The sequence below is a fragment of the Halomonas sp. 25-S5 genome, from assembly GCF_029889845.1.
In the GTDB taxonomy this organism is placed as follows: domain Bacteria; phylum Pseudomonadota; class Gammaproteobacteria; order Pseudomonadales; family Halomonadaceae; genus Halomonas.
The window spans coordinates 16,068-41,059 of sequence record NZ_JARANV010000023.1 but is presented as its reverse complement, the minus strand read 5'-3'; the positions used below and the strand labels follow the sequence as shown (position 1 = coordinate 41,059).

The 24,992-nt window shown below is 62.8% G+C and carries 17 protein-coding genes; all 17 read right to left on the bottom strand.

Annotation, left to right across the window (positions count from 1 at the left end; all coding sequences use genetic code 11):
* Position 1: 1 nt before the first annotated feature.
* The 17 genes from OP498_RS14850 to OP498_RS14770 all read right to left on the bottom strand — a co-directional run bounded on the left by OP498_RS14850 (position 2) and on the right by OP498_RS14770 (position 24,752).
* On the bottom strand, positions 2-2,665 hold the full coding sequence (locus OP498_RS14850) for a TrlF family AAA-like ATPase (protein ID WP_280554159.1): 2,664 nt from the start codon (positions 2,663-2,665) through the stop codon (positions 2-4).
* Positions 2,658-6,188: an N-6 DNA methylase gene (locus OP498_RS14845; RefSeq protein ID WP_280554158.1), complete on the bottom strand. Its 3,531-nt coding sequence runs from the start codon at positions 6,186-6,188 to the stop codon at positions 2,658-2,660. Before OP498_RS14845 ends, OP498_RS14850 begins: the two co-directional genes overlap by 8 nt.
* Positions 6,189-6,284: 96 nt before the next feature.
* Positions 6,285-6,743 carry a hypothetical protein gene (locus OP498_RS14840; RefSeq protein WP_280554155.1) on the bottom strand — a complete coding sequence of 153 codons (459 nt, stop codon included), beginning with the start codon at positions 6,741-6,743 and terminating at the stop codon, positions 6,285-6,287.
* Positions 6,740-8,053 (bottom strand): AAA family ATPase, encoded by a 1,314-nt coding sequence (locus tag OP498_RS14835; protein WP_280554154.1) that lies wholly within the window; start codon positions 8,051-8,053, stop codon positions 6,740-6,742. The genes OP498_RS14840 and OP498_RS14835 overlap by 4 nt, the downstream gene beginning before the upstream one ends.
* Before the next feature lie 125 nt (positions 8,054-8,178).
* Positions 8,179-9,855 (bottom strand): ATP-binding protein, encoded by a 1,677-nt coding sequence (locus OP498_RS14830; RefSeq protein ID WP_280554152.1) that lies wholly within the window; start codon positions 9,853-9,855, stop codon positions 8,179-8,181.
* A 13-nt stretch (positions 9,856-9,868) separates the two neighbouring features.
* Complete coding sequence (brxC, locus tag OP498_RS14825) at positions 9,869-13,303, bottom strand: BREX system P-loop protein BrxC (RefSeq protein ID WP_280554150.1); 3,435 nt, start codon at positions 13,301-13,303, stop codon at positions 9,869-9,871.
* Between the two features lie 50 nt (positions 13,304-13,353).
* Positions 13,354-13,905, bottom strand: a complete 552-nt coding sequence (locus tag OP498_RS14820; RefSeq protein ID WP_280554148.1) for a BREX protein BrxB domain-containing protein — start codon at positions 13,903-13,905, stop codon at positions 13,354-13,356.
* Entirely contained in the window at positions 13,892-14,716 is an 825-nt protein-coding gene (locus tag OP498_RS14815) for a hypothetical protein (RefSeq protein ID WP_280554145.1), read from the bottom strand. The genes OP498_RS14820 and OP498_RS14815 overlap by 14 nt, the downstream gene beginning before the upstream one ends.
* On the bottom strand, positions 14,709-14,903 hold the full coding sequence (locus OP498_RS14810; RefSeq protein WP_280554143.1) for a helix-turn-helix domain-containing protein: 195 nt from the start codon (positions 14,901-14,903) through the stop codon (positions 14,709-14,711). The genes OP498_RS14815 and OP498_RS14810 overlap by 8 nt, the downstream gene beginning before the upstream one ends.
* A 229-nt stretch (positions 14,904-15,132) precedes the next feature.
* Positions 15,133-16,311, bottom strand: coding sequence for a beta-aspartyl-peptidase (iadA, locus tag OP498_RS14805; RefSeq protein WP_280554140.1), 1,179 nt, complete (start codon positions 16,309-16,311; stop codon positions 15,133-15,135).
* Positions 16,308-18,944, bottom strand: a complete 2,637-nt coding sequence (cphA, locus tag OP498_RS14800) for a cyanophycin synthetase (RefSeq protein ID WP_280554138.1) — start codon at positions 18,942-18,944, stop codon at positions 16,308-16,310. Before cphA ends, iadA begins: the two co-directional genes overlap by 4 nt.
* Positions 18,941-19,789 (bottom strand): cyanophycinase, encoded by an 849-nt coding sequence (locus tag OP498_RS14795; protein WP_280554137.1) that lies wholly within the window; start codon positions 19,787-19,789, stop codon positions 18,941-18,943. Before OP498_RS14795 ends, cphA begins: the two co-directional genes overlap by 4 nt.
* 249 nt (positions 19,790-20,038) lie before the next feature.
* Positions 20,039-20,332, bottom strand: coding sequence for a cytochrome C oxidase subunit IV family protein (locus OP498_RS14790; RefSeq protein ID WP_280554135.1), 294 nt, complete (start codon positions 20,330-20,332; stop codon positions 20,039-20,041).
* Positions 20,333-20,429: 97 nt separating this feature from the next.
* Complete coding sequence (locus OP498_RS14785) at positions 20,430-21,011, bottom strand: cytochrome c oxidase subunit 3 family protein (protein WP_280546959.1); 582 nt, start codon at positions 21,009-21,011, stop codon at positions 20,430-20,432.
* Positions 21,008-21,448 carry a hypothetical protein gene (locus OP498_RS14780; protein ID WP_280546960.1) on the bottom strand — a complete coding sequence of 147 codons (441 nt, stop codon included), beginning with the start codon at positions 21,446-21,448 and terminating at the stop codon, positions 21,008-21,010. The genes OP498_RS14785 and OP498_RS14780 overlap by 4 nt, the downstream gene beginning before the upstream one ends.
* Positions 21,449-21,626: 178 nt before the next feature.
* Entirely contained in the window at positions 21,627-22,979 is a 1,353-nt protein-coding gene (locus OP498_RS14775) for a nitrate/nitrite transporter (protein ID WP_280554133.1), read from the bottom strand.
* A gap of 180 nt (positions 22,980-23,159) precedes the next feature.
* Positions 23,160-24,752, bottom strand: coding sequence for an antiporter (locus OP498_RS14770; RefSeq protein ID WP_280546963.1), 1,593 nt, complete (start codon positions 24,750-24,752; stop codon positions 23,160-23,162).
* Positions 24,753-24,992 lie beyond the last annotated feature (240 nt).

The window sequence follows — 24,992 nt, the reverse complement described above, 5'->3', positions numbered from 1 at the left end:
CCTACTCGAAGCCATATTTTTCACGCCGTTGGTTAAAGGCACTCTCGCCACCTTCGAGAATCTCTGCCGCCAAGCGCTTAACTTCAGGAAGGTCTATGGCGCCTTGCTGGTTGCTGGGTATCTCGCCCTTACCTTCAGTAACATTGAGCACTCCAATCCATTCAGCGTCTCCAAATACGGGGATGTTAGCATTATGAGTTGCAAAGAGAAACTGGCGAGCAACTTTAGCTGATCGTAGCTCAGTGACGATGCGATCGGCTATAAAAGCATTGTCCAAGTTATCCTCGGGCTGATCGAGAATAAGTGGGTCTTGGTTTTCCAAAAGAAGCAAGTGGAGAATTGCAGTGCACTGCTGGCCTGTGGATAATCTTTCTAATGGGCGGTAGTTTTCCTCATCCTCAGTGTGTCCAACATTTAATTCCAGCTGAATAGAGTCTGGAAGATCCAGCTCTTCAAGCTCTAACAGTTTACTCCGTGGCAGCTTGGTTAGTGCTTCGGCTACGGATGGTGTGACAATGCCACTTAGGCTGATTTTTAATTCACCAGAACCACTGCGAATTAATTCCGCCAGGCTCGCAGGAGACTCTGAACACTCGTCTCGAATACTGGCGAGGCGTTTTGGGCCGACACCTTCCAGGGCGCAACTGCTAAAAAACTGGAAAAGCGGCTCTCGATCACCTTCTGTCACGATCATCAGTTTTAGCTTACCCTTTAGTTTTTTGTTTAGTTTCTTCAAGGCTCGATGTAGTGTGGTGGAGCGCTTGGTGCGTGCCTCTCCAAGGTCGGCTAATAGAGATTTTCTTTTATTTTCTAGTTCGGTAATCAGAGCTTGCCGCTGGGTAAGGGTCATTTTCATGGGCTTGATACGCTCAATCTCACGCAATAACGACTGGTACTGGGCCCCGATTTCTCGACCGCTCTTTCCCTGACTAGCAGGTATTTCCTTAAAATCTTTTTCCAGGTCTTCTTCCGAAGAGGTAATGTGACCAGTGAGCTGGTGTTGGAGTGGCTGTAATACCTGTTGGGTGGTTACTACCTTCTGGTTGGCTTGGTTGAGCAGGTCTTTGACTTGGGTCCCAACTTCGTCTAACAACTTGCGCTGTTCTACGAGAAGGGCAGCATGAGGTAATTCTTTAAGCGCCTGATCACTTAAAAATATAGTATCTGGTAAGGTGTCATAAGTTGACTCAATAGCTTGTTGAAGCTGAGTCAATTCCTCGGCAATGCGGGCGGAAAGACGCTTTTCTGTTTCCAGTTTGGGTATGGCTTTTAGCTTTTCATCAAGCCCCAGTGATTGAAACTGAGAAACCTGATCCTGCAGCTTGGGTAGCTGAGATACCTCGGATTCAACGTCACCTAACTGCTGATAGGCACGAATTATCGCCTGCCGATTTTCTTTTAACTTTGTCAATATCTCCTGGCTTTTTGATTCGTAGGATGCTTGTCCTCCTTCTAAAAACCGACCTAATAAAAGGTGGAGGCGACTGCTGTCTTGGGACAGTTCATATATTTCGTTTTGTCCGAATATTTCTAGCCTAGGTAACAAATCACAAGGGGTGTAAGGTGATAGCGCACCACTTTCATCCTTGACTACCGGTTGATCGCCAAAACGCCGGGAAATCTGGAAAGTTCGCCCATGCATGGCAGAGGAACGAACCTTGAGTTTTATCTGGCCTTTTTCACGCCCCAAGTTTTCCTTGATGATTTGATCATGCTGCCGTTGGGCGGATTGTCCTAAGGGGCGGATGCTCAGAGCAAATCGGATACACTCCAATAGCGTAGACTTTCCAGTTCCTCGTCCGCCAATTACGGCATTTAAGTGGTCAGAAAACTCGATTTTTACTCCGTCGAGATAGCCTCCAGTAAACTCTACAGCCTCAATAGCCGACGAGTGATTTTTTGGTACATCAGAGTTTAAGCGTACCCGGGATTCTGGATCAAGAAAAGCAAGCTTGAAAGATTCAAAGCAGGGGGTTGTCATCTTTATCAGGCAGGATGCACCGGGTTCTTTCAACGTTTCCGGCGCTTCTACATCCTTGGCATTTATCACGGCTATAGGCCGCTTTCGCTGGTATTGAGTATTCTTGTTCAGTAGTACCTTGCGATAGAAATCATCCTCGATGCCCCTGAGGTCCTCAATGCCGTTTGAGATTTGTGCAGCTCGTAATTTTGTGTTTTTCCAGACATGATCTAATCGGCGTTTCAATAGCCCATTGTCATTGGTGCAGTGTGCTGAATAGATGAATCCCCCAAGTTGATCAACTTCATCGATGAGTTGTTCTGCACTTAGGCGTGAGGGGCGAATGCCATCTTCTGTATCTAGAAGCTTGAGGTTGCCAAGATACCGTTCAAGCTGTTGTGAGCTGGTATTTTCAGCGAATAGGCAAACGAAATGCACCTTCTCGCTGGAGGCAATCTCGAATCCAGGGAAGACCACAATATCATGCTGAGCCATCAGGTATCGAATGGCATCAACACCAGTCACGTCGCCGTGATCAGCGATACCCACGACATTGATGTTTTCTTCTAGGCAGATGTTCAATAACTTTTGGTTATAGTCTCCCTCTGTTGAGGATTGCTCCTGACCACGATACTTAATATAACCGGCCGGATTAACCTGCAAGGCACATTTCCAAAACCGGGCTTTGGTGTATTGTTTAGCCATGCTTAGCTTCCTCGATTTCGCGGGCAGCACTTTTCGCCATAAGTGTCAAATGGTAGTCGTTGATCCGGTCGCCCTTGGCGCCGCCCAGCTGGGGGCCGAGGTTATACCAGGGGGCGGATTCGACGTCCTTGCCGCGGTCTTTCTTCCAGTGGATGTTGGGCTTGTGGACGAGCACGCCGGCGCCTTTCTTCTTGACGTCGGGGACGGACAGGAAGGGGCGGATATTGAGGCGCACGCCGTCGTTGAGGTCCGGGTGCCAGCCGATGGGCTGTTCCTCCAATGGCTTCCAGCGCACGAAGATATCGTAGCCGTGATCCTGGTCTGGATAGCCTTCGCCTTCCAGGATCAGCTCCAGGCTTTTCTGCAGCGCTTCAGCGGCGGCCAGGCGGGCCTCGGCGCCGTCGATGCTGTCGTTGATCTGCTTCTTCTGTTGGGTGATCCAGTCGCCCAGATAGGTGTAGGTAAGGGTCTCCAGGGCCTTATAGTCGAGCCTGTGGTAGTTCACGAGCGCCGAGAAGCCGTCCTTGAGGCCGTCCCAGACGTGCCAGATGAAGGGGCGGTTCTGGAACAGCTTGCAGTGCTGGGCGAAGAACTTGTCGCGCAGCCAGCTCTCCAGGTCCTTGCCGGCGTGATCGACGCTCTCCAGCAGCTTGCTCTGGATGGAAGCAGACCACTGGTCGCCGTAGGCGTCGGCCAGCAGGGCCACTAAGCGATCCACGGCTCGGCGTTCACCGCGCACCGCGGGCAGGCAGACGATGCCGTCGCGGTCGGCATGGCCGAGCAGCGCCTCACAGCGGTTGACCCACTCTCGCTGCTCCTCAGCCAGCTCCATCTCCGGGTCCCGCTCTGCCGGCCAGCGGTATCCCAGCAGCCGGGCCACTGCGACCTGCAGCACCGTATCGTCGGTGCGCAGCGGGCCGTGGGCAGTCCATTTGGCCTCCTCGTCCCAGATCACCGAGCCGCAGGGGTGGCCGTGGAAGATCCATTGGGTGGGGTCGTCGGAGTAGGCCTCGGGGAGGCCGTGGGGGTAGTTTTCTTCAGCAACATTTTTCCAGTGGTTGATGTCGAATCCAACTTTACCTAATGTTGAATTTGTTACATTAAGTTTTTGGTCAACCTCTCTTATTTTGTTTCTGAATATTGAAGATAAGCAGAAGCATAAAATGGCGGCTGTATTTTTTTTATCGTTAGGTATTATTGCTGACACGTTGCTATCGAACGCTGTTCCAGAGTAAAGGGATGCAGGCAATTCGCCCATCTGGCTAATCACTACACCTTTCATCCCCCAGACATCAACGCCTCTTTTCCATGAGCCGCCCAATCTTCCATTTAGTGACTTGATATATCTTAAATACTCTCCCTCGCCTTTTTGCCATTTGAAAATCTGTGAGAAACCATTGTAATGGCCAGGCTCATTCGTCGTGCTTTGTTGATACTCCCAGGTGTTATTTTTTTTTCTTATTTCCCAAAAATATTTTCCCCACCTCGGGTAGTCACCAGTATTGACTCCAGCTAAAGCAGAAGCGTGCTCATTGAGAAGAGATGACGCTTCAAGTTCGCCAAGAACCACTCGTGCGTCGGGGTTTTTTAATTGATCGTTCTGTTTGTTGTATTTTATTTCGTATTTGATCAGCCCTAGTGCTTTTTTATCAGCTGTTCGAGGTTCCGAAACATCCAGCCCTCTTAGCAAGTTTCCCTGAGCATCTGAATTCAGAAGGTCTGCTGGCTGGCCAGCCTCATTCCCACGGCTCAAGGTGATCAGCTGAACGTTAAAGTCCCACATAGGCGTCTGAAATCCTTTTGGGCCTAGTCGCGCTATCAGATGCCAGCGATCATTCTTCAGCAGCTTTTCCCGAAACTTTTTGTAGCTGGCGAGGAACAACCAGTTCTGCGGCAATACATTGCTGGTGGTGCCACCCTCCACACATAGCTCCAGGCAGTGTTCGAGGAACACCGTGGCCAAGTCATTCTTGGCGGCGGGGTAATAGTCGGCACAGAATTCCTGAAGTCTTGGATGCTGCTTGCCACGCGCCAGGTAGGGCACATTGGTAATCACCCAGTGGTAGCGATCCCCCAGCAGAGTGGCCGCCTTGGCCAGGCCTTGGGCGGTCACCGCCGTTTCATGCTGCTCATCGCTGCCTTCCTGGACTCTTTCTTGGGAGAGGGCCTGATTCAGCGCCTCGGAGAGCTCCTCCCACTGGGCGATCTTGGCGGCGCTGGTGCGGGTGGGGTCGAGCAGGCTGCCGAGGATGGGGGCGTCCTTGAAGCTGTCGTAGAGCCAATCCAGGGCGATGGTCAGATTCTTCTTGCCCAGCCCTAATGCCTTCCACTCCTCCTTGGCCACGCTGATGGGCAGGCCGGAGCAGGCCAGGTGCAATTCGGGCAACTTGCGATAGCCGCCGGCTTCCGGATAGCGCCAGGCGGTAAGGGCCAGGGCAAAGGCGGCAAGCTCCACGCAGCGCTGGTCGATCTCCAGGCCATGCAGGTTGTCGCGCAGCACCGCATCCACGGCGTCGCGGGCGTTCAAGCCCTCCAGCTCCATGCGCATGGGCACCAGCATCAGCAGGGCGGCGACCAGAAAATGGCCACTGCCGCAGCAGGGGTCCAGGGTCTTGAGCTCGGCGAGGTTCTGTGGCCAGGCGTCGAAGGTGCCGGCGGCAGGGGTCCAGTTTCCGGTCTCCTCGTCCTTGACGAAGCGCAGGTATGCCAGCGGCACGCCGGGCAGGCTGGCCTTGTCGCGCAGTTCCTGCTCGCTTTCGGCGCTGGCCAGGTCGGCTTCCGACAGGCGGCGGGCGGCCCACCAGGCGCCCAGGCTGTTATCCAGCAGGAAGCTGACCATATAGGGCTCGGTGAAGAGCTGGGTGACCGCGGGCAGCTCGTCGGCGCCGATCTTCACCTCGGAGCGGTTAATGCGCTCCTTGTTGTCGGTCTGCCAGAACTGGTAGACCCAGCCCAGGCTGTCGCTGGCGTGGAAGACCTCCACCGGCAGGCCGGCCAAGAGTTCTTCCAGCTCGCACTGGTATTCCGCGGCCAGGGTGAGCTCGAACACCGGGCTGTCGACGCGGAACACCTGGGGCAGCATGGTGCTGGCCAGCCGGGCGGCCAGGGCCCAGCCGCTGGTGCGCTGGCCCTGTTCGGCTTTCTCCTCGTTCCGTTCGTCGGCCAGCTCCTCGCACTCCTCCAGGGTGACGGCCACGCCGTCGTACATCAGCAACTCGTTCTCGGCCAGGAAGCGGGCGAACAGCATGCGGTGCCAGTGCTCGTAGGCGATCTCGGCGATCAGCCGGGTGACCGCCTGGGCGCCCTCCTTGAGCGGGTCACCGAGGCTGCGGGCGTGGGCGCGCAGCCGGCGGCGCAGGGCCCGCTGGTCATCACTGAGGTAGCTTGGCGGGGTCTCTTCGCCGACGCCGAGCTGCTCCAGGGCGGCCTCGGCGGCCTGTTCGGCCACCGGGCGGGCCTTACGCACGGTGCGGTCGAGCCGGTTGCGGAGTGTCTTGTCGAGTGGCTGCATGCTGCTGTCCATGTTGTTTCCTTCCACGGTGTCCCTGCGAATGCGTGTTCCTTTGCACATAAGCATTGCTGTGCGCATTGGGCGGCGTTTAATGCTCAGCCGTGTGCATTACGGCGCCGGTCGGTCGTAGCCGGCAAGGTGCTGATCCAGCGACCAGATGGTCACCCGGCGCTGCGGGTTCTGCTCACAGAGCCGCTGCCAGTCGTGGATGATGGATAGGTCACCCAGGCCGCTCCCTCGTTTGGCGTGGTCAGGGAATTCCGACAGCCATGCCTGAAGCTGCTCGGCCTCCAGGAAGTTGATTGGCTTGAAAGGGCTCTGCCCGTCTAATGCCGCCTCGACCTGCTTTACGAAGCGCTGGGCACAAGCCCGGCGCTCGCGGCCGTCGCCGTGCTGGCCGATATGGTTGCCGGTCTCCAGGATCGTTGCCATGGGCAGAAACAGGGACTCCTGTCGGGTAAGCCGATCTCCCAGCTCTGCAACGACATCAGCGTGGTTACTGTCCATCCCGGGAACCCTGAGGATTTCCACGAATACCGATGTATCAATGAGACAGATGGCGCTCATCCCTGAGACTCCGTGTCCTGCTTGAGCTCCTCCAGCCAGGCCAGTGCCGCGGCGCGGCGCTGTTCCGGGGAGGTATCGTCCTTGAGGAAGCGCTCCAGCACCTTGCGGGTCATCAGCTGGCCGAGAGGCCCCTGGGCCACCAGCTCGCTGTAGCGCTGCATGTCGCCCAGGCGTACCAGGCGGCTATCACCCTGCTGCGGGTCGCGGTAGCAGCACAGCACATCGGCCAGGGACGCGTCGGGCAGGGCATCCAGCAGGGCCGGGTTGTGGGAGGTCATCAGTACCCGCAGCTGCCGTTGGCTGGCCACCTCACGAATCTGCCTCACCAACACATCGGCCCGGCTGGGGTGCACGCCGTTGTCGACCTCCTCGATGATCAGCAGCGCACCCTCGGGCGCTGACAAGAGCGCGGCGCCCACGGCCAGCACGCGCAGGGTGCCATCGGAAAGCAGCGGGGCATCCACGAAGCGCTGCTGTTCGCCGAAGGTCTCTTCCAGGCTGACCATGACATCCTGGCGGGGCGTCTCGATGAACTGGATATCGGTGATGTCCTGCTCAGGCAATGAGCGGATGAAATCGAGCAGTGCCTGCTTGCTAGCCGAGTGCTGACAGAGCTGATAGACCACCGCGGAAAGGTTGCTGCCGTCCTCCTTTAGGTGCTTGTCGCCGGCGTACTCGTAGTCGCGCATCTGCGCCGGGCGCGGGTCGAGGAAGACAATATTCCGCAGCGTCTCGCGCAGTGTTCGGGTCACCTCGGGAATCAGCTTCTGGGCCTCGGTGTGGGATTGCTGGAAACGGCCGGGCGTCTCCAGTTGATAGAAAACCGCTTGGCGATTGGAGCAGGGGATATGGGGCTTCTTTGGCCCTTTCCGGAAGTTGTTGTAGGCGATGCTGATCTCGTCGCTGTGTTCGTTGGGCACACTGTCCACCCGGTAGAGCGGCACCTTCTGGTCGGGGTGGGTGATCTGCTCGTCCGCCACCACCAGCTGATCACTGAGCTGATCGATGGTGATGGAGAAGTCGCCCCAGCCCTCGGGCGCATCAGCCAGGTGCGCCTCCAGCGTGAACGGCTCGCCATCCTCTCGGAACAGATCACGGGCCTGGCCTCGCACCACGGTATCGCCGCCCTGGATATCGCGCTCGATATCGTCCAGGCGCTTTCCCTTGGCCAGCCAGTTGAGCAGGCGAATGCCCTCCAGGGCGTTGCTCTTGCCCGAGGCGTTGGGGCCGATCAGGAAGGTCAGCGGTGCCAGGTCCAGCCTGGCCTGCCGGTAGCTCTTGAAGTTGGTCAGCTGGATGGAGGTCAGCATGGCATGGCCCTAGGGTGATTGGTATTCCGGCATCTTTGCGTGTTTGGGTTATTGGACTCGGTGATTTGGTACAAATCCAATCCCGAACCAATTTTTAGTAAAATTGGATCAAAAATTGGCTCGAATCAATTTCTGGCCAACTCTGGTTCGCTAGCGTGCCAGCGTGCCGCTGGGCCTTTTCCTTCCAGGTGTGCCAGCCCCTGCTGGCGGAGCTCATTGAGCTGTCGCTTGGCGGCACTGCGGTTGAGGCCGGTCAGCTCCATCAGCTGGCTGATGGAGCTGGGGCCTTGCTGCAGCAGCTCAAGGAGTGTTTCGCGCTGAGTTTCCGGGTCCTGCTCCGTGAGCGGAGCTGACTGGAACGCCCCTGCCAGTCGCCACAGCTGCCCCTCTCCTTTGCCGGTGACGCTGGCCAGGTGTCGCTTGGCAAGAGCCTTCAGCACTTCTTCGACTCGCCGCTTACTCAACTGGGACTCCCAGGCGATGGTGTCACAGTCGGCAAGTGGGTGCTGGCGTAGCGCATGGACGACCAAAAGCTGGTCGGTGGTCAGCGGGGGATCGTCCAACTGGGCGATGCTGTGGCGGAACGCTGCATCCAGCGAGGAACGCAGGAAGGTGACGGTGATCGACTCGCCGACCTCGCGAATCAGCGGCGGGTGCTTGCCTTCGACGAGAAACGCATCGAACATCCGCGCGACCCCGAGGTTGCTTCGATTGACCAGCCTGAGGCGGGTCAGTGCCTCGACCAGGCATGGATTGCGCGCCGCCGGGGGATGATGAAGGATGTTGTCGGGGCGGATGCCGGCGATGAACCCACCACCGTTGCTGATCTCTACCTTGTCGGCGTACCACTTCACCATGACGGGGCCGTGCAGACGGTAATCGGCGTGGCAGAAGGCGTTCATCAATGCCTCGCGCAGCGCTATCTCGGGATAGTCGCGGTACTCGAAGTGGTACATGCCGCGCTCGACGGTGCTGATGGGGTTATAGGCCCGCGAGAGCTCTTCCAGCCGGGCGATGGCGGACGGGATGGCACTGACGCGATCTTCCCGATTGTCGTAGTGGGTATCCGAGCGCATGGCAAGAAACAGCCAGTAGAATCCCGGAAAAACCTCGCGAAGGGTGGCTTCGTTGCCACACAGCAGGATCGCGGCGCGCGTCAGCTTGCCTTTCCTGAGTACACCCAGCGCCTCCAGCAGTTTGCGGTCATCCATGCGCAGCAGGTCACCGGGAGCGTCCTGCTCCTTGGCCATCTGGCGCAGGGATTCCAGGGCCACGCTGGAGATGGCGTCCTGGAACGTGACCGAGACGTTCTCGGCGGTGTAGTCGGTCTCTCCGGTCTCGACGCCGATCTTGCGGCGCAGCGTGCCTGTCAGTGGCTGGCAATCCTTGCCGATGCGTATGGTGCCGCCACCCCTGGTGTCGGTATGGGGCGGCATGCCCGGATACACCTGCATGATCAGCACCCGGCCGGTGCCCTCCGGCACGTGGAGCTCCTCGAATACCGGGGTGATGTGCGGGTCGGTCTGGTCGTAGACGGCCCGCTTCAGCACATTGACGTCGACTTCCGGCGGGACGCCCAGCACCGCGTTCTCGCGTCCGGAGACGCGGTCGGCCACGCCGAACACCACGCTGCCGCCTCCGCCATTGGCCATGCAGATGGCCATTTCGACCACCTTCTTCACGGCCTTGTCGCGGCTCTGGGTGTTCCACTGCTTGAAGTCCAGGTCCTGCTCTTCCAGGTCATCGGCGATGCCGTGCTCCAGTTCCGCCAGCAGCGCCTCGATGTCACGGCGTGATCTCATGGCCTGTGGGCTCCTACTGGGTGATCACCGGCCCGTCCTGCAGGGCCTCGCTCAGCTCATTGCGAACGTCCTCCAGCCAGGCGTCGATATCGTCCTCGCTCTTGAGGGTGCGGCGCGGCAGGCTGACGAACTGCACCTCGGGCTCCATCTCCTCGGCGGCCTTGACCAGCACCTCATCGAAGCGGCTGGACAGCGCGGCGATGCGGTCGGCCAGGGCGTCGGGGCGCACATGGTTCAGGGTTTCCAGCACCTGGTCGGTGCCGCCGAGGGTGATCTGGGGGGCGTCGTGGGCCGTCAGGCGTTTGGCGGCCAGCAGGTCGTGGCGCTGGTCCGGCGAGAGCTGCTGCCAGTTGTCGTCCGCCTCCAGGCGCTGCATGCCGGCGGCATGCTCGGCCGCATAGCGCTGCTGCAGCGTATTGAAGGTGTCGCGAAACTGCTGGGTGAGGTTGGCCAGCAAGGGCTGGACGGGGTCGGGGTCATCCAGCAGCGAGCGGTGCTCGCGAATCTGGCTGACCTGGGCCAGCAGCGGCTCGGCGTCGGGCAGGCTCCTGGCGTGGTCGGCCAGTTGCTTGAGCGTGGCCCAGGCGGGGCGGCGCTGCTGGAGCTTCTCGGCGGTGGCCCGCCACTCGTCGATGGCGGCCAGCAGCTCGGCCTGGTTGCTGACGATGGCCTTGAGCTGGTCGTTACCGCTGCTGGTGCGCACGGCTTCCAGGGCATCCAGGCGCGGGGCCTCCGGGGCCGGCGGTTCGCCACCCGCCTGTTCGGCCAGGGTTCGGAGCTTGTCGGCGAACTCCGGCGCCTTGGCGGACTCCTCGCCGGACTTGGCCTGCACGCCCAGCTTCTGCATCACCTTGCGGATCTTGATGCGCTCCCCCGCGGAGATGGTAGTGGCCTCGACGCGGAACTCGGTCTTGCCGATGGCGCGGCGGTCGAGCTCCTGGGGGGCGGTGCCGTCGGCGGTGCGGATCTGGCCGGCGACCAGTAGCACCTGCAGGGCGCCATCGATGGCATCCTGGGGCCAGCCGTAGTCGCCATGCTCGAAGCGGTCGCGGATCTCGCTGCCCTTCTTGCCGTTCCCGAGGTAACTGAGGATGGCCTTGCAGACAGCGTGGCTCTGGGGCTCGCCGTCGTAGCCAACGGCCTTGAGGGCATCCGGAGCACCCTGCTTGGCCTTGGCGTAGACCTTGTCCCAGCCGGCGTGGTCGGCCAGGTGGAACTTGGGGTGCAGGCGGGCGAGGGCGTTCTCGGCGCCTTCCTGAATGGCCTCGCGCAGGGTGGCACCGACGATCTCGTTACCGCCGCCCTGGAACACCTGGGCGCCGTTGAAGGCTTCGTCGAGCAGCTCGCGGATGCGCCGCTGGGCGGCGTCGCGGGTGGTCTGCATGGCGGCTCGCGCCTCCTCCCCTTCGGGAGTGCCGGGGGTGCCGCGGGTCTCCAGGGTAGCGCTGGCGGCCTTGAACTCGATCAGCTGGTTGCGCAGCTCATCGGCGGAGCGCTTGGGAATGAACACGAACAGGGTCGGAGACTCCGACCCCGCCTGGCGCGCATCGGCGCGCACCTGGCTGATGTCGTCCGACCAGCCGTTACGCACCCACACATAGAGCCTCTCGGCGGCATCGCGGGGCAGCGTCATGTCGAAGACCGGCGAGAGCGGGCGCGGCACCCTGGACTCGCCGTGGTTCACCGTGAGGTTGCCGACCTGCTTGGCGAAGTGCTGGCGGATCAGATCGTCGCGCTCGGTCTCGATCTGGTGCGTGGCGTTGCCCAGGGTGCTCTTGTGGGAGAGGAAGGCGTCGTTCCAGGCGGCGCTCTCCTCGGTCTGAATCCGATACTCGTCACCCACCTTGATGATGAACTCGCACGTGTCGAGTAGCCCCGGCAGGCGACAGCGCAGCGAGCTGCTGCCGGCCTTGAGGTCATCGACCAGCAGGTCGGCGATATTGGCAAGCGTCGGATGCAGGCCGAGCTCGGTGTTGGTGCTGGCCACCTTGTTGATCAGGAACACCACGGCGCAGGCCCGGGCCATCAGCCGCTCGTCGTCGCTGCCGCTGCGCCACTGCTGGGTAGCGTCGTGGAGCTTGCGCGGCAGCATGCGGAACTGCAGCAGCTTGTCGGTGGCGTCGAAGTAGAGGTAGTCGCCGGGGATGATGTTGCCCAGCGGCGTGTCCAGGTTGGTCTGGATCGCCTTGTGGATCATGCTGAGCTGGTTGCGCAGCTGGCTGTCGGTACCGGTCTGGTCGAGCACGCGCAGGGCGGCATCCCAGAAGCGGCGGCGTACCGGCAGGATGGGGTAGTCCTGGGCGAAGTGGCGGGTGTCCTCCTGGCGGTGTGCGATGGAGGTCTCGGCTAGGTGGCGGGAGATCTCGCCGAGGTTGCTCTCCATCACCTCGGTGACGGGCGCCTTGGCCTCTGGCTTCTTGGCCAGCACCACCTGGCGGATGACGGCATCGACGTCGGCATCGGAGAGCTCGATGCGGGTGGTGAAGCGGCCCTGCAGGCGCGCCAGATTGCTGGTGCCCGTAATGGCGGTCTGGCCGGTACCGATGAACATCAGCCGGCTGCCGATCTCCTTGCAGCAGGCTTCCACCGCTTCCTGGACGTCGATGGAGCGCTGGCCATCGGTGCCAATGTACTGCTGCACCTCGTCCAGCACCACCAGGGTGAGCGGCATCTTGCCGTCATGGCTCAGCGCCTGGCGGATGGCCTTGAGCATCTCATCGCTGCTGATGTCGTTGACGTGGGGGTAGAGGTGGCTGAGAGTCTCGGCGCAGGACTCCACGCTGCTGAAGATCTTCGGCTTGGCCTGGACCAGTGCCTCGTGCAGCGACTCGGCGACATAGAAGTTGTCGAGCTCCTCCTGCCAGTCGTCGCCGCGGCTTATGAGGTCGTCGCGCACCTGGTCGAGGATGCCCTCGTCGCGCAGCCACATCACGAAGCGGGCTACTGGATAGTGTTGGGGCAGACCGGCGGCGCGGAAGATCACCGAGAGCAGCGCCAGGCGCACGCTCTTGTCGCGGGAGCTCGCCCCCAGGGTGCCGGAGGCGGCGAACAGGCCGCCGTGGCGTTTGCCCTGGGTGGAGAGCTCCTTGAACAGGTCCTGGATCTCCTGGGGCAGGTGGGCGAGGCCGCGTGCGGTGGCACCGTCGTCGAGACTGACGTCTTCCCACAGGTTGCGCAGCATCTTGGCCATATGTGACTTGCCCGAGCCGAAGAAGCCGCTGATCCATACGCCGGGCTGCTGGGAGGCACCGCTGCCGAGGTTTCGCAGGTAGGTGTCCAGGATGTCCTGCATGCCCCTGGCGTACTGGCCGTCGCAGACGAAAGTCTCCAGCTCGTAGCGCAGCACCTTCTGGCCTCGGCTGCTGGTGTCGTCGTTGACGTAGGCGACGCCTTGGTTTTCCAGGCGTTGCTGGGCTGGGTCCTTGGCGTAGATATCGCGGTTGCGCATGCGTCCTTTCCCCTGCGGAAGCGAAATTCGAATTCGTGCGGTGCGGCGGCTCAGCGGGCCCCGTCGGCGGTGATGGGCGTGGCCAGGTAGTTCCAGCCGTCGTAACCGTTCAGCAGCCGGTAGTTGTTGTTCTCGAAGCTGCCCGGGAACAGCACGGCTAGCCGGCCGCTGACATGAGGAGCCAGACGGTCCACCACCTCCTTGACCTTCAGCAGGCCAAACAGGCTGCCCACGCCATACAAGGTGACGACGTGGTTGTCGCCGGCGCCTTGGGCGGACAGCTCTGCGGTGAAGCGGGCCTCCAGCCAATCCAGGTAGCGATGTATCACCGTAGCCAGCTTGGCCGGCGACCTGAAGTATCCTTTGGCATATTTCTGCTCGGCCATCCACAGGGCAAAGGTGTCTGTGAGGTCGAATGTCATCCACTCATGGTCGTTCTGACGCGTCACCAGCTCGAACTCCCCGAGGTTGGCGCGCAGGCGCAGCTCCTCGGTTTCCGGATAGACGCAGAAGACCACGCGCTGGGCCGCTGCGGCGTCGTCGCGCCAGGGCAGGGCGATGAAGCGGCCGTAGGAGTCGATCAGGCGCTTAACCTTGCTCATGGAAGATCTCCTGCTGGGCGGCAGTCGCGGGTTCAGAGGTGTTCAAGGCCTGGGTGACCACCTGGGCCAGGGCCGGGAAGTCGATATCGATCACGTTGTCGATGCGGCGCATGACCATCCAGCCCTTCGCCGAGGCCTGAGCCGCCAGCTCCAACAGGCGGTCCTGGCTGGCGTCCAGAAGCTTGCAGCAGGGGCTCTGCAGTAGCAGCTCGCCTCGGCCGCCCTGCAGCCAGGCAAGGTAGAGGGCATAGGCGACAGCGCCTGTCGCGGGTTCCAGATGAACGCGCACCTTCTTGATGGGGCCAAGCAAGTAGCCCACCTGTACCAGGCTACTGTTGACCCGCTGGGCGATGGATTCCCGAGTGACATCACTGAAGCGCCCCGGCCAACGCTGCTCGATGGCCGACTCGACCGATTCACGGGTGATCGAGGTACCGAGCGGCTTGGCGAGAATGGCCGGGGCGAGATCCCTGAGCAGGGAGTCGCGGGCAGCCGCCGCCAGCAGCGCGAGCTCGGGGCGTGCGGCCTCGTCTCGTGACCAGAAATAGCGCAGGCCGGCGTGAATGGGGTTGGCAGGGTCGAGGCCATAGAGATCGGCCAGGTGGCTGGCCGTCAGCTGGCGACTGCGACCGGAGCGCTTGGCCAGACAGTTGGCATCGCGGATGGCGGCCAGGTATGCATCCTTGTCTGCTTCAGCTGGGACATGGTCGAAGAGAGTGCACACCTCGCTGAGCATCAGGGTGCGGGCCGTATGGGTGCTGCCCTGCCGGGTCATGAAGCCCAGCCGCTTGAGGGTGGCCTGATCACGCATTGGGCTTGCTGCCCTCGCTGGCACCGCCGTTGCGGACCCAGTCATCCACCTCGTCGCGCTTGAATTTCCATAGCCGCCCGATACGGTGGGCGGGCATCGCCCGCTCGGAGATCCAGCGATAGACGGTGTCGCGCTTCACGCCAAGGTACTCGCCGATCTCATCGACGGAGAGCCAACGGTCTTCCATGGTGGGGTGGTCCCGGCTATAAAATTAAACCCATTTCAAGCGAGTCTAGCCGAGTTTGGTCGATTATCGAACCGTTGGAGTCGATCTTGCTCTTGAAAGGTGTGCGGCAGATCCCAGGCAAAGCGTGTGATCTGCTAGCCGTCGGCAATCAGCGCCAGCATCAGGATCAACAGACTCCTAGGGAGTTGAGCCCACCCATCAGCGGGTTGAGGTGTCTGAGGTGTCCGCGTCACTCGGGCGAGCCGTCCCTGGCATAGACTCGCTTCCCTGACACGAAGGTTTGCTGCGGCTGGAGGTCGCCGTCGAGCAGGGTCACGTCGGCGTCATGGCCGACGGCCAGGCGGCCTTTCTGGCCATCGAGCCCGAGCACTCGTGCCACGTTTCCCGAGATCACGCCCAGGGCCTGCTCCAGGGGCAGCACCTCCTCGCGTACCAGGCGCTGCCAGTCCGCGATCAGGGTGGTGTTGCCCGCCACCCGCATGCCGATATAGGCGCCCCGGGCGTCGAACTCGGGCAGGCTGCCGTTGCAGTCCGAACTCATGGTGATGCGCTCGACCGGGACGCCGCGCCTGAGCAACCGCGACACCGCACCGAAGCCGCTCATGTCGTCCTCGTCGGCGTCGTCGAAGGCGGTCACATCCACGTTGGCGTCGAAGGTCAGCGCATAGTCAGCGGCCTCCTCGAGCAGCTCGCGATGGCGGTTCACATGCGTCGGGATCACCTGCTCGGCGGGGATCTCGGTCTCGCTGAGCAGGCGGCGCAGCGGCGTCAGCCCCCGCTTGCCATCGCCGACGTGGAAATGACAGATGCCCAGCTTGCCGGCCAGCATGGCACCGACTCGCACCTCGCTGACCAGTCGCTCGATCTCGTCCTGGCGCGGCTGGCTGGAGCGATGATCCGAGATGGCGATCTCGCCCAGGCCGATGACCTCGGGGATCCAGGCCAGATCGCGCTGCAGGTCGCCGGTGAGAGTCGGTGGCGGAACGCGATAGGACCCCGTGTACATGTAGGCGGCGATACCCTCGGCCCTGAGCCCGCGCACCTTGGCCAGCAGGTCCGCCGGCGAGCGGCTGATGCCGTCGGTGCCCAGCACGCCCACCACGGTGCCGATGCCCATGGACGCAATCTCGTGGGCGGTGATCTCCGGGCAACGGGTGCCGCAGCCGCCTTCGCCGCCGCCACCGGTCACATGCACATGCTGGTCGATGAAGGCGGGAACGGCGACGAGATCGCGGGCTTCCACGACCCGCACGGGCCACCCTTCCGGTACGGCGAGATCTCGCCCCAGGGCCGCGATTCGGCCGTCGGCGATGAGGATCTCGGTGGCCTCGAGCGGTTGTGGCGCGAAGATGCGTCCAACGCGCAGCAGAGTCAGCAGGGGGGCGTCCCGATCCTCGCGGGGCATCATGGCAACGCATCCGTGGGGGGCGTCGCCGCTGGCGGCGAGAAACGACGACCCTTCAGGCGCTCGATGGCGCCTTCGACATCATCGATCAGCAACACCAGCAGGTCGCCTTCACTGGCCTCATCGAAGGCCCTGTCGACGGCCTGGGACTCTTCCATGATGATCTCTACCCGGCAGGCGCCCGGCACGGATTCGGCCCCGTCGCGCAGCAGGCCAGCGGCGTCACCAATGGCACGACCGCGGGCATCGGTTTCGTAGATGAACAGGACGTCGTGCATCCGGGCAAGCAGCCTGCCCAGCGTGATCAGGTCCTCGTCGCGGCGATTCCCCGGGGCGCTGGCCACGCTGACGCGTCGCCGGGCCGGGATAGCGCTCACCAGTTCGCTCAAGGCCTCGAGAGCCGGGACATTGTGGCCGTAGTCGATCAGCACCTTCATGCCGTCGGCGTCGATGAGGTTGGTGCGGCCGGGATTCTGCCCCGGCGTCGGGTGGAAGGTCTGCAGACCCCGCTGGATATCGGCGATCGACAGGCCCAGGGCATAGCCGGCGGCGCTGGCGGCCAGGGCGTTGGCGACATTGAAGCGTGCGTGCCCCTCGAAGGTGATCGGTACATCCACCACCGGGATCACCTCGGCCTCGACATGGCCCTGGCGCATCACGATGCGCTCGTTGTGGACGGTAAAGGCGACGCCGTGTTCGCGGACATGCTGACGGACGGGGCGCGAGTCGGGGTCCAGCGTAAAGAAGATGATCTCGCCCCGCGCCCACTCCTGGCCCTCCAGCACCCTGGGATCATCGGCATTGAGCACGGCCGTCCCGCCCTGGCGGACGGCATCGATCACTACCGTCTTGCAGCGCGCCAGTTCATCGAGCGTATGGATGTCGTGCTCGCCCAGGTGGTCGCTGGCGATATTGAGCAATACCCCGACGTCGCACTCGTCGAACCCCAAGCCGCGGCGCATGATGCCGCCGCGGGCGACCTCGAGCACGGCGCACTCGACCGTGGGCTCGCGCAGCACGATCGCGGCCGCCTGGGGACCGCTGTAGTCACCGCGCAGGATCACATGGTTGTCGACCTCGATGGCCCCGGTGCAGGCCATGCCGACATTGCGTCCCGCCTGGCGCAGCAGGTGCGAGAGCAGGCGCACCGTGGTGGTCTTGCCGTTGGTGCCGGTGACCGCAGCGACGGGAATGCGCCCCGTGTCTTCGCTGTCGGGGAACAGCATGTCGATCACCGGGCGACCGACATCCCGGCCCTCCCCGTGGGTGGGCGAGAGGTGCATGCGAAAGCCGGGCCCGGCGTTGACCTCGACCACGGCGGCGGACTGCTCCTCCAGCGGCCGGGTCAGAGTCTCGGCCAGCAGGTCGATGCCGATGATGTCGAGCCCCACCAGTCGCGCGATGCGCTCTGCCGCGTAGCGTACCTCCGGATGGACATCGTCGGTCACGTCGGTGGCCGTGCCGCCGGTGCTGAGGTTCGCCGTGGGCTTGAGGAAGACCATCTCATCGGCTGGTATGACGCTCTGCAGGGTCAGGTTCTGCTGGCCGATCATCCTTAGCGACTGCTCGTCCAGCGGGATCTGGGTCAGCAGGTTCTCGTGGCCGATGCCGCGGCGCGGGTCCCGATTCTCTTCGTCGACCAGGGCCTGCAGGGTATCGACTCCGTTGCCGACCACATGCGCCGGGCGGCGCCTCGCGGCGGCCACGAGCCTGCCGTCGATGACCAGCAGGCGATGATCCTCGCCGCGGATGTATTGTTCGACGATCACCGAGGGGTTGCGATGGGCGGCGATCCCGAAGGCGTCATGCAGCGCCTGATCGTCCTCGATGTTGGTGCTCACCCCGCGGCCATGGTTGCCGATGACGGGCTTCACCGCGACGGGATAGCCGATGGCGCCCACGGCCTCGAGCGCCTCGTCGAAGGAGTCGCACACCCGTCCCTGGGGCACAGGAATCCCGGCATCGCCGAGTACCTGCTTGGTCCACTCCTTGTCGTCGGCGATGCCGAAGCCGATCAGGTCCGTATGGCCGGTCACCGTCGCCTGGATACGCTGCTGCCGATGGCCATGGCCAAACTGGATATAGCTGTTTTCCTCGCTCAAGCGGGTATGGGGAATGCTCCGCTGGTTGGCAGCGCCGACGATGGCGGCGGTGGACGGCCCCAACATGTGGGCGTCGCGCACCTGCTTGAGGCGGTCGATGATCGCCGGCATGTCGACTTCCTCGCCGGCGAACAGTCGCTGGACGAGGTCGACGGCCTCGACGCCGGCGGCCAGGCCACAGGCCTCATCCCGGTAGCGGTACACGACGTTATAGATGCCTGTCTCATAGCTGTCGATGGTCTTGCCATAGCCCACCGAGAAGCCGATCAGGTTCTGCATCTCGATGGCAACATGTTCGACGACATGGCCGGCCCAGGTGCCGCGCTCCAGCCGCTCGAGGAAGCCACCGGGCCGGCCCACCGAGCAGCGGTGCTCGTGCAGGGTCGGCAGCAGGGCGCTAAGCCGTTCGACGATGCCGGGGACGAGGTCGCTTGGCGTCTCCTCGAGGTCCTCGATGTCCAGGCGCAGGAAGATCGCCGGGTAGCGGCTGTAGTAGTTCGGGCCGCGCAGGGCCCGGTGCTCGAGAATGTTCATTGACTCTCCGCGAGAATGGCGCCGAGTTCCTGGGGAACGAGATAGCGCCGCGCCTCGACATCGAAGCCATGGCCGCTGACCAGCGCATGGAGAATCATGTGCTCGATGGCCACCGGTTCGCCCATGGAAAGGTCGGCGATGTTCGAGCTCGTCAATTCCCGGCTATCGATGAGGATGACATGGCCCGGACCGATGGCCTCGAGAATGCCATGGGGGTGGATGATCACACCGGCATCCTCGCCCAGGCCCACCCCGAGGTGTTCCGGGTTGCTCGCTCCGACCTCCATCAGGCGGGTGAAGCGCCCACGCTCGAGAAAGTGGCTGTCGATGATCAGGCCATCGACCAACCCCAGGCCGAAGGTCATGTTGACGGCGCCCTTGCGCAGGGCATCGGCGGCGGCACCATTGTAGATCATGGTGCCCGGCATGGCCGCCGCGCCGGCACTGGTTCCGGCCACCACCGCGCCGTCTTCCAGGCGCTGGCGGATGGCAGACAGCACCGGGGAGCCCCCCAGGACATTGGTCAGGCGCAGCTGATCACCGCCGGTGAAGAAGATGACGCCGCTTTGCTCGATCAGGCGTATCGCATCGCCGTCGGCCGCCTGCTGGCGATCCCGGATCTCCAGCAAATGGACGCGGCTGGCGCCCAGGCGAGAGAAGGCCGCTTCGTAGTCGGGCAGCACTTCGTCGGGAATGCTGCTTGCCGTGGCGATGACCGCCACCTCGTGGTTACCCGCAGGGGCCAGGGTGAAAACCCGTTTGAGGATCTCCAGGTCGGATTTCCTGTCCTCGGCACCGCCGATGGCCACGAGGGTGCCGGATGTCGAGGAGGGTGGCGAGGTCATAATCCTTTCGTCGCCCAGCGACGCTTTTGAGCCAACGCAGAAGCCACGTTCGCGTGAGTCACTTGCCGAATGGCAGGATGCTTGCCGCCTGCACTTTCACTTATAACAGGCATCCCGACGCGGGGCACGTTCTCGCTGGCTCGGGAGTAACGGTAAGCGGCGATGCGATACCGCGGCTGGCCAGGAGGCGCCAGGTGGAGGCTCGCGCGTTCGATCCGCGGCGGCGATACCCGGGTGCTGGAGTCGGCGTCAGCCGGCCAGCCGCGCCACCAGGTGGCCGCCGGCGATCAGTGCCAGCGTCAGCACCACCAGGCCCACGAAGGTGCCTTTCCAGGCCGGGGTGGCGGCGCGCAGATTGAGATAGACCATCAGCAGCCGGTGGGCCTTGAAGCCGGTGGCGGCGATCACCAGGCCTGCTGACCAGAGCGGCAGCGCCTGCCAGCTGTCCTGGTCGAGGCGCGCCAAGACCATCGAGAGCAGCGTCAGGGCCATCAGCGTGGCCCAGGTCGCGAGCAGGCGGCGGGTGCCGGGCAGGGCGGTCATGGTCACCTCAGTAGGGAGCCTTCAGCTTGAGGGAGAGCCCTCAGCTTAATCGAGAGCCCTCAGCTTGATAGAGAGCCCTCAGCTGGATAGAGAGCCTTCAGCGTAATAGATAGAGCAGCGGGTAGAGCAGGATCCAGATCAGGTCGACCATGTGCCAGAAGGCGGCAGCGGTCTCCACGTTTTCGGGGGAGGTACGCCAGGTCACCAGCGCCAGCAGTGCCAGGCCGAATAGCACGTGGGCGAAGTGGAAGGCGGTGAGCCCGTAGTAGAAGCCGAAGAAGGTGTTGGTTTCCGGGGTGATGCCGGCGGCGAACTTGCTCGAGTATTCGACCACCTTGATCACGCCGAACAGCACGCCCAGCGCCATGGCGGCGCCCAACCACTGGCGGGCACGGCGGACCCGTTCGGTGTTCACGGCCTCCACGGCCAGGGCCACGCAGAGCCCGCTGGTCAGCAGCACCAGGGTGTTGAGCCCGCCCATCAACGGGTCGAGCTCGCGCTGGGAGGCGTCGAACATGGCCGTCGCCGCCACCCGCTCCGTGGCATACAGGGCGAAGAAGGCGCTGAAGACCAGCATCTCGCTTAAGATCAGCACCCACATCAGCGGATTGCCGGGCAGCGCCGAGAGTGGCCCCCACCCAGGGTTAGGCAGCTCGCGTGACAGGGCGCGCTCGTTCATCCGTCCGCCAGGGTCACCCGGGCGCCGCCGAAGGCCAGGCTGCACGGGTTGGTCACCGGCTGGTTGGCGGTCAGGCGGCTGATGCCCACGCCACAGCGCGCCACCATCCAGATCAGACAGGCGGTGAAGTAGATGTAGCCCAGCGCCCAGGGCGCCACGGCAGGGGCGCCCACCAGCCCCAGTAGTTGCCAGGTGGCGATGAAGAGACCGCCGCCCAGCACGCCCAGCCAGAAGGTGCGGATCTGGAACTGCAGGTGGCTCTGCACCCAAGGCTCGGCGCCTCGGCGCTTCAGGTGGGCGATCAGCACGCCGACAGGCGCGGTGACGACGGCGAGCACGCTGCCCAGGAAGAGCATATAGACGACGATGGCCGCGCCGCGGCCGCGGTCGGCCTTGTGGGGGTTGGCGGAACCTTCGTGGGCCAGGGTGTGGGACATGGGAGACACCTCGCATCTGGCATATGGCCGGGACCCGCATCGGGGGTCGGCCTATTGATGTATTTCAGATGCCACTATAGCGCGAGGCGCGGCAGATTTTCCTGGCCTGGATCAAGACACCTCGCCGAAAACGAGAATGCCACCCGCAGGTGGCATTCTCGACGCTTGGGATGCGGAGTCACTCCTCGGTCTGCTGGGTCCTTCTGCGCTCGGCATAGTGCTCCGCAGGCCCCTGGATCTCCGGCAGGTAGCGATAGCGCTCCTCGCCGAGTTCGGGAACCCTCTGGCGCTCCATGCGGCGAATGGCGCCATGCATCCAGGCCAGCGAGACCGCCACCAGTACGAACAGCACCATGTAGGAGCTGGTCCAGACGCCGGTGAGGTCGAGCACGATGCCGAACATGATCGGCAGGAAGAAGCCGCCCAGGCCGCCGATCATGCCGACCAGACCGCCCACCGAGCCGACATTCTCGGGATAGTAGACCGGGATGTGCTTGTAGACGGCGGCCTTGCCCAGCGACATGAAGAAGCCCAGCAGCACCGTCAGCACCACCACGCCCCACAGCGGCATGGCCAGGGTGAAGGCGATCTCGCCCTCCTTGCCTTGCACTACGTAGCTGGTCTCGGGGTAGGCCAGCAGGAACAGGCACAACAGCGAGGCGATGAAGGTCATATACATGATCGACCGGGCGCCATAGCGGTCGGACATCCACCCGCCCAGGGCGCGAAACACGCTGGCCGGCAGGGTGTAGAGGGCCGCCAGGCTGCCGGCTACGGCGATGCTGACATCGTAGGCGCCGACGTAGTAGCGCGGCAGGTAAGAGGCCAAGGCGACGAAGGCGCCGAACACGAAGAAGTAGTAGAGGGCGAAGCGCCACACCTGCAGGTGCCTGAGCGGCTCCAGCTGTTCGCGGGCAGAGGAGCCCTTGCCGCCTTGGCCGCGCCGGGCGCGGGTCAGTGGATCCTCCTTGGAGAAGACCCAGAAGCCCACGGCGACCACGGTCAGCACGATGGCGTAGACCACCGCGGTCTGCTCCCAGCCCAGCGCCAGCAGCAAGAAGGGCGCGCCGAAGTTGGTCACCGCCGCACCGGCGTTGCCGGCACCGAAGATGCCCAGTGCGGTGCCCTGCTTCTCCTTCTCGAACCAGTAGGAGGTGTAGGCGATGCCGACGATGAAGGAGCCCCCGGCCAGGCCCACGCCGAGCGCCGCGACCAGGAACATGGCATAGGTTTGGACGTAGGAGAGCATGAAGACGCAGACCGCGGTGATCAGCATCAGCAGGCTGAACACGCGGCGGCCGCCGAACTGCTCGGTCCAGATGCCCAGGAAGATGCGGCTGATGGAGCCGGTCAATATCGGCGTGGCGACCAGGATGCCGAACTGGGTCTCATTGAGCCCCAGGTCCTGCTTGATCTGGATCCCGATAATGGAAAAGATCGTCCACACCGCGAAGCAGGTGGTAAAGGCCAGGGTGCTGAGTCCCAGGGCCCGGTATTGCTGGGGTGGGGTCACCCCCTCGAGATGTTTCATGGTATTCCCCTCAGGCAAGCATGAATGGTGCTGTCCAGTGTGGCGGTAGCCTGTCGATTGCCCTTGATATGCATCAAGCGTCTGCCGCCAGTACCCCCGATGTGTCTATCCGCTACCCCTTGGTAGGCAGCGCCTGCGGTGGCAGGTCACTGCCGGGCCCCTCGGACCCGGCAGTGTCCATCAGGGGTTCTTTACGTAGGCGTTCTTGCGCAGATAGAACCACCAGTTGACGACCAGGCAGAGTGCGTAGAAGACCGCGAAGCCATACATGGCCATCTCCGGGGTGCCGGCCTTGATCTGCTCGCCCATCACCCGCGGGGCGATGAAGGCGCCGTAGGCGGCCACGGCGGAGGTCCAGCCGAGCACCGGGCCCTTCTGCTGCAGGTCGAAGATGAAGCCGATGCTGCGGAAGGTGGAGCCGTTGCCGATGCCGCTGGCGGCGAACAGCGCGATGAACAGTACCAGGAACATCCAGAAGTACTGGTTGGGGTCGGTGGCGTTGTAGGCCAGCATCATCACGTAGCCCACGGCGGCGGAGGCCAGCACCATCACCACGGAGATCGCCTGGGTGACGATGGCACCGCCCACCTTGTCGGAGATCCAGCCGCCCACCGGGCGGATCAGCGCGCCGACGAAGGGACCCATCCAGGCCCAGGTGAGGGCGCTGGGGGCCTCCGGGTTGGCCACCCGAGTGATGGTGCCGTCGGCGGCCACCTCCATCATGTTGCCGAAGATGACGCTGATCGAGAGCGGCAGCGCCGCGGAGAAGCCGATGAAGGAGCCGAAGGTGGCAATGTAGAGCACCGTCATCGCCCAGGTATGCTTGTTGGAGAAGATCGCGAACTGCTTCTGGATGTTCGGCTTGATGTCACCCGGGATCAGGCGCAGCAGGAACAGGGTCAGCACGATGGTCAGTGGCAGGGCGAGCCACATGTTGAGCCAGCCCAGCGCCACCACGCCGAGGATCGAGGTCAGGAGGCCCACCGCATAGAGGCCCAGGATCTTGCCGAAGGCCTGCAGGGGAGAGCCGGGGTTGGGCGTGATGGCGCGGATATTGTTCATGCCGAACCAGCCGGCAAAGGCCAGTGGGATCAGGAAGATCAGCCAGATGAAAGCGGCGTTCTGGATCCAGGTATCGGTGCCCGCCTCGATACGCCCGATCAGGGTGCCGCTGGCCTTCTGCAGCTCCATTGGCTCGCCGCCCAGGGCGCCGAAGATGCCCACGGTCATCACCAGCGGGATCAGGATCTGCATGGTGGTGACGCCGAAGTTGCCGAGGCCGGCGTTCATGCCCAGGGCGTAGCCCTGCTGCTTCTTGGGAAAGAAGCTGGAGATGTTGCTCATCGAGTTGGCGAAGTTGCCGCCGCCGACGCCCGAGAGCAGCGCCAGGGCCTGGAACACCCAGAAGGGCGTGCCCGGGTTCATCAGCGCGATGCCGGTGCCCAGGGCGGGCACCATCAGCAGGGCGGTGGTCAGGAAGATGGTATTGCGCCCGCCGGCGATGCGGATCATGAACGAGGCCGGGATGCGCAGGGTGGCGCCGGCGAGGCCGGCAATGGCGGTCAGGGTGAACAGCTGGTCCACCGTGAACGGGAAGCCCAGGTTGCGCATCTGGGTGGTGATCATGCCCCACATCAGCCAGACGGCGAAGCCCATCAGCAGGCTGGGAATGGAGATCCAGAGGTTGCGGTTGGCAACCTTCTTGCCCTCCTTCTCCCAGAACTCCTCATTCTCGACATCCCAATTTTCGATGTCGGCATTCTTTCTGGTCATGGCATTTCCCCTCAGAGAGCTTGCGTGGGGCCCCGGCCCACGGTCACGGTTGACCAATATCAAGGCGTGGGGCTTTGCCGCGAAAGATACGCCTCGTGGGGAAACGGCGAAACGGGGGAAAAATGCCGGAAAATCCGCAGGATACCTCCAGAGTGGTAGGAGGTATCCAGCTATAGCTCATTGATCTGCAAGGAATTAGTCGTGTCGGGCGGGGTGGTGGGTGCGGCGGCGGAGGCCGCG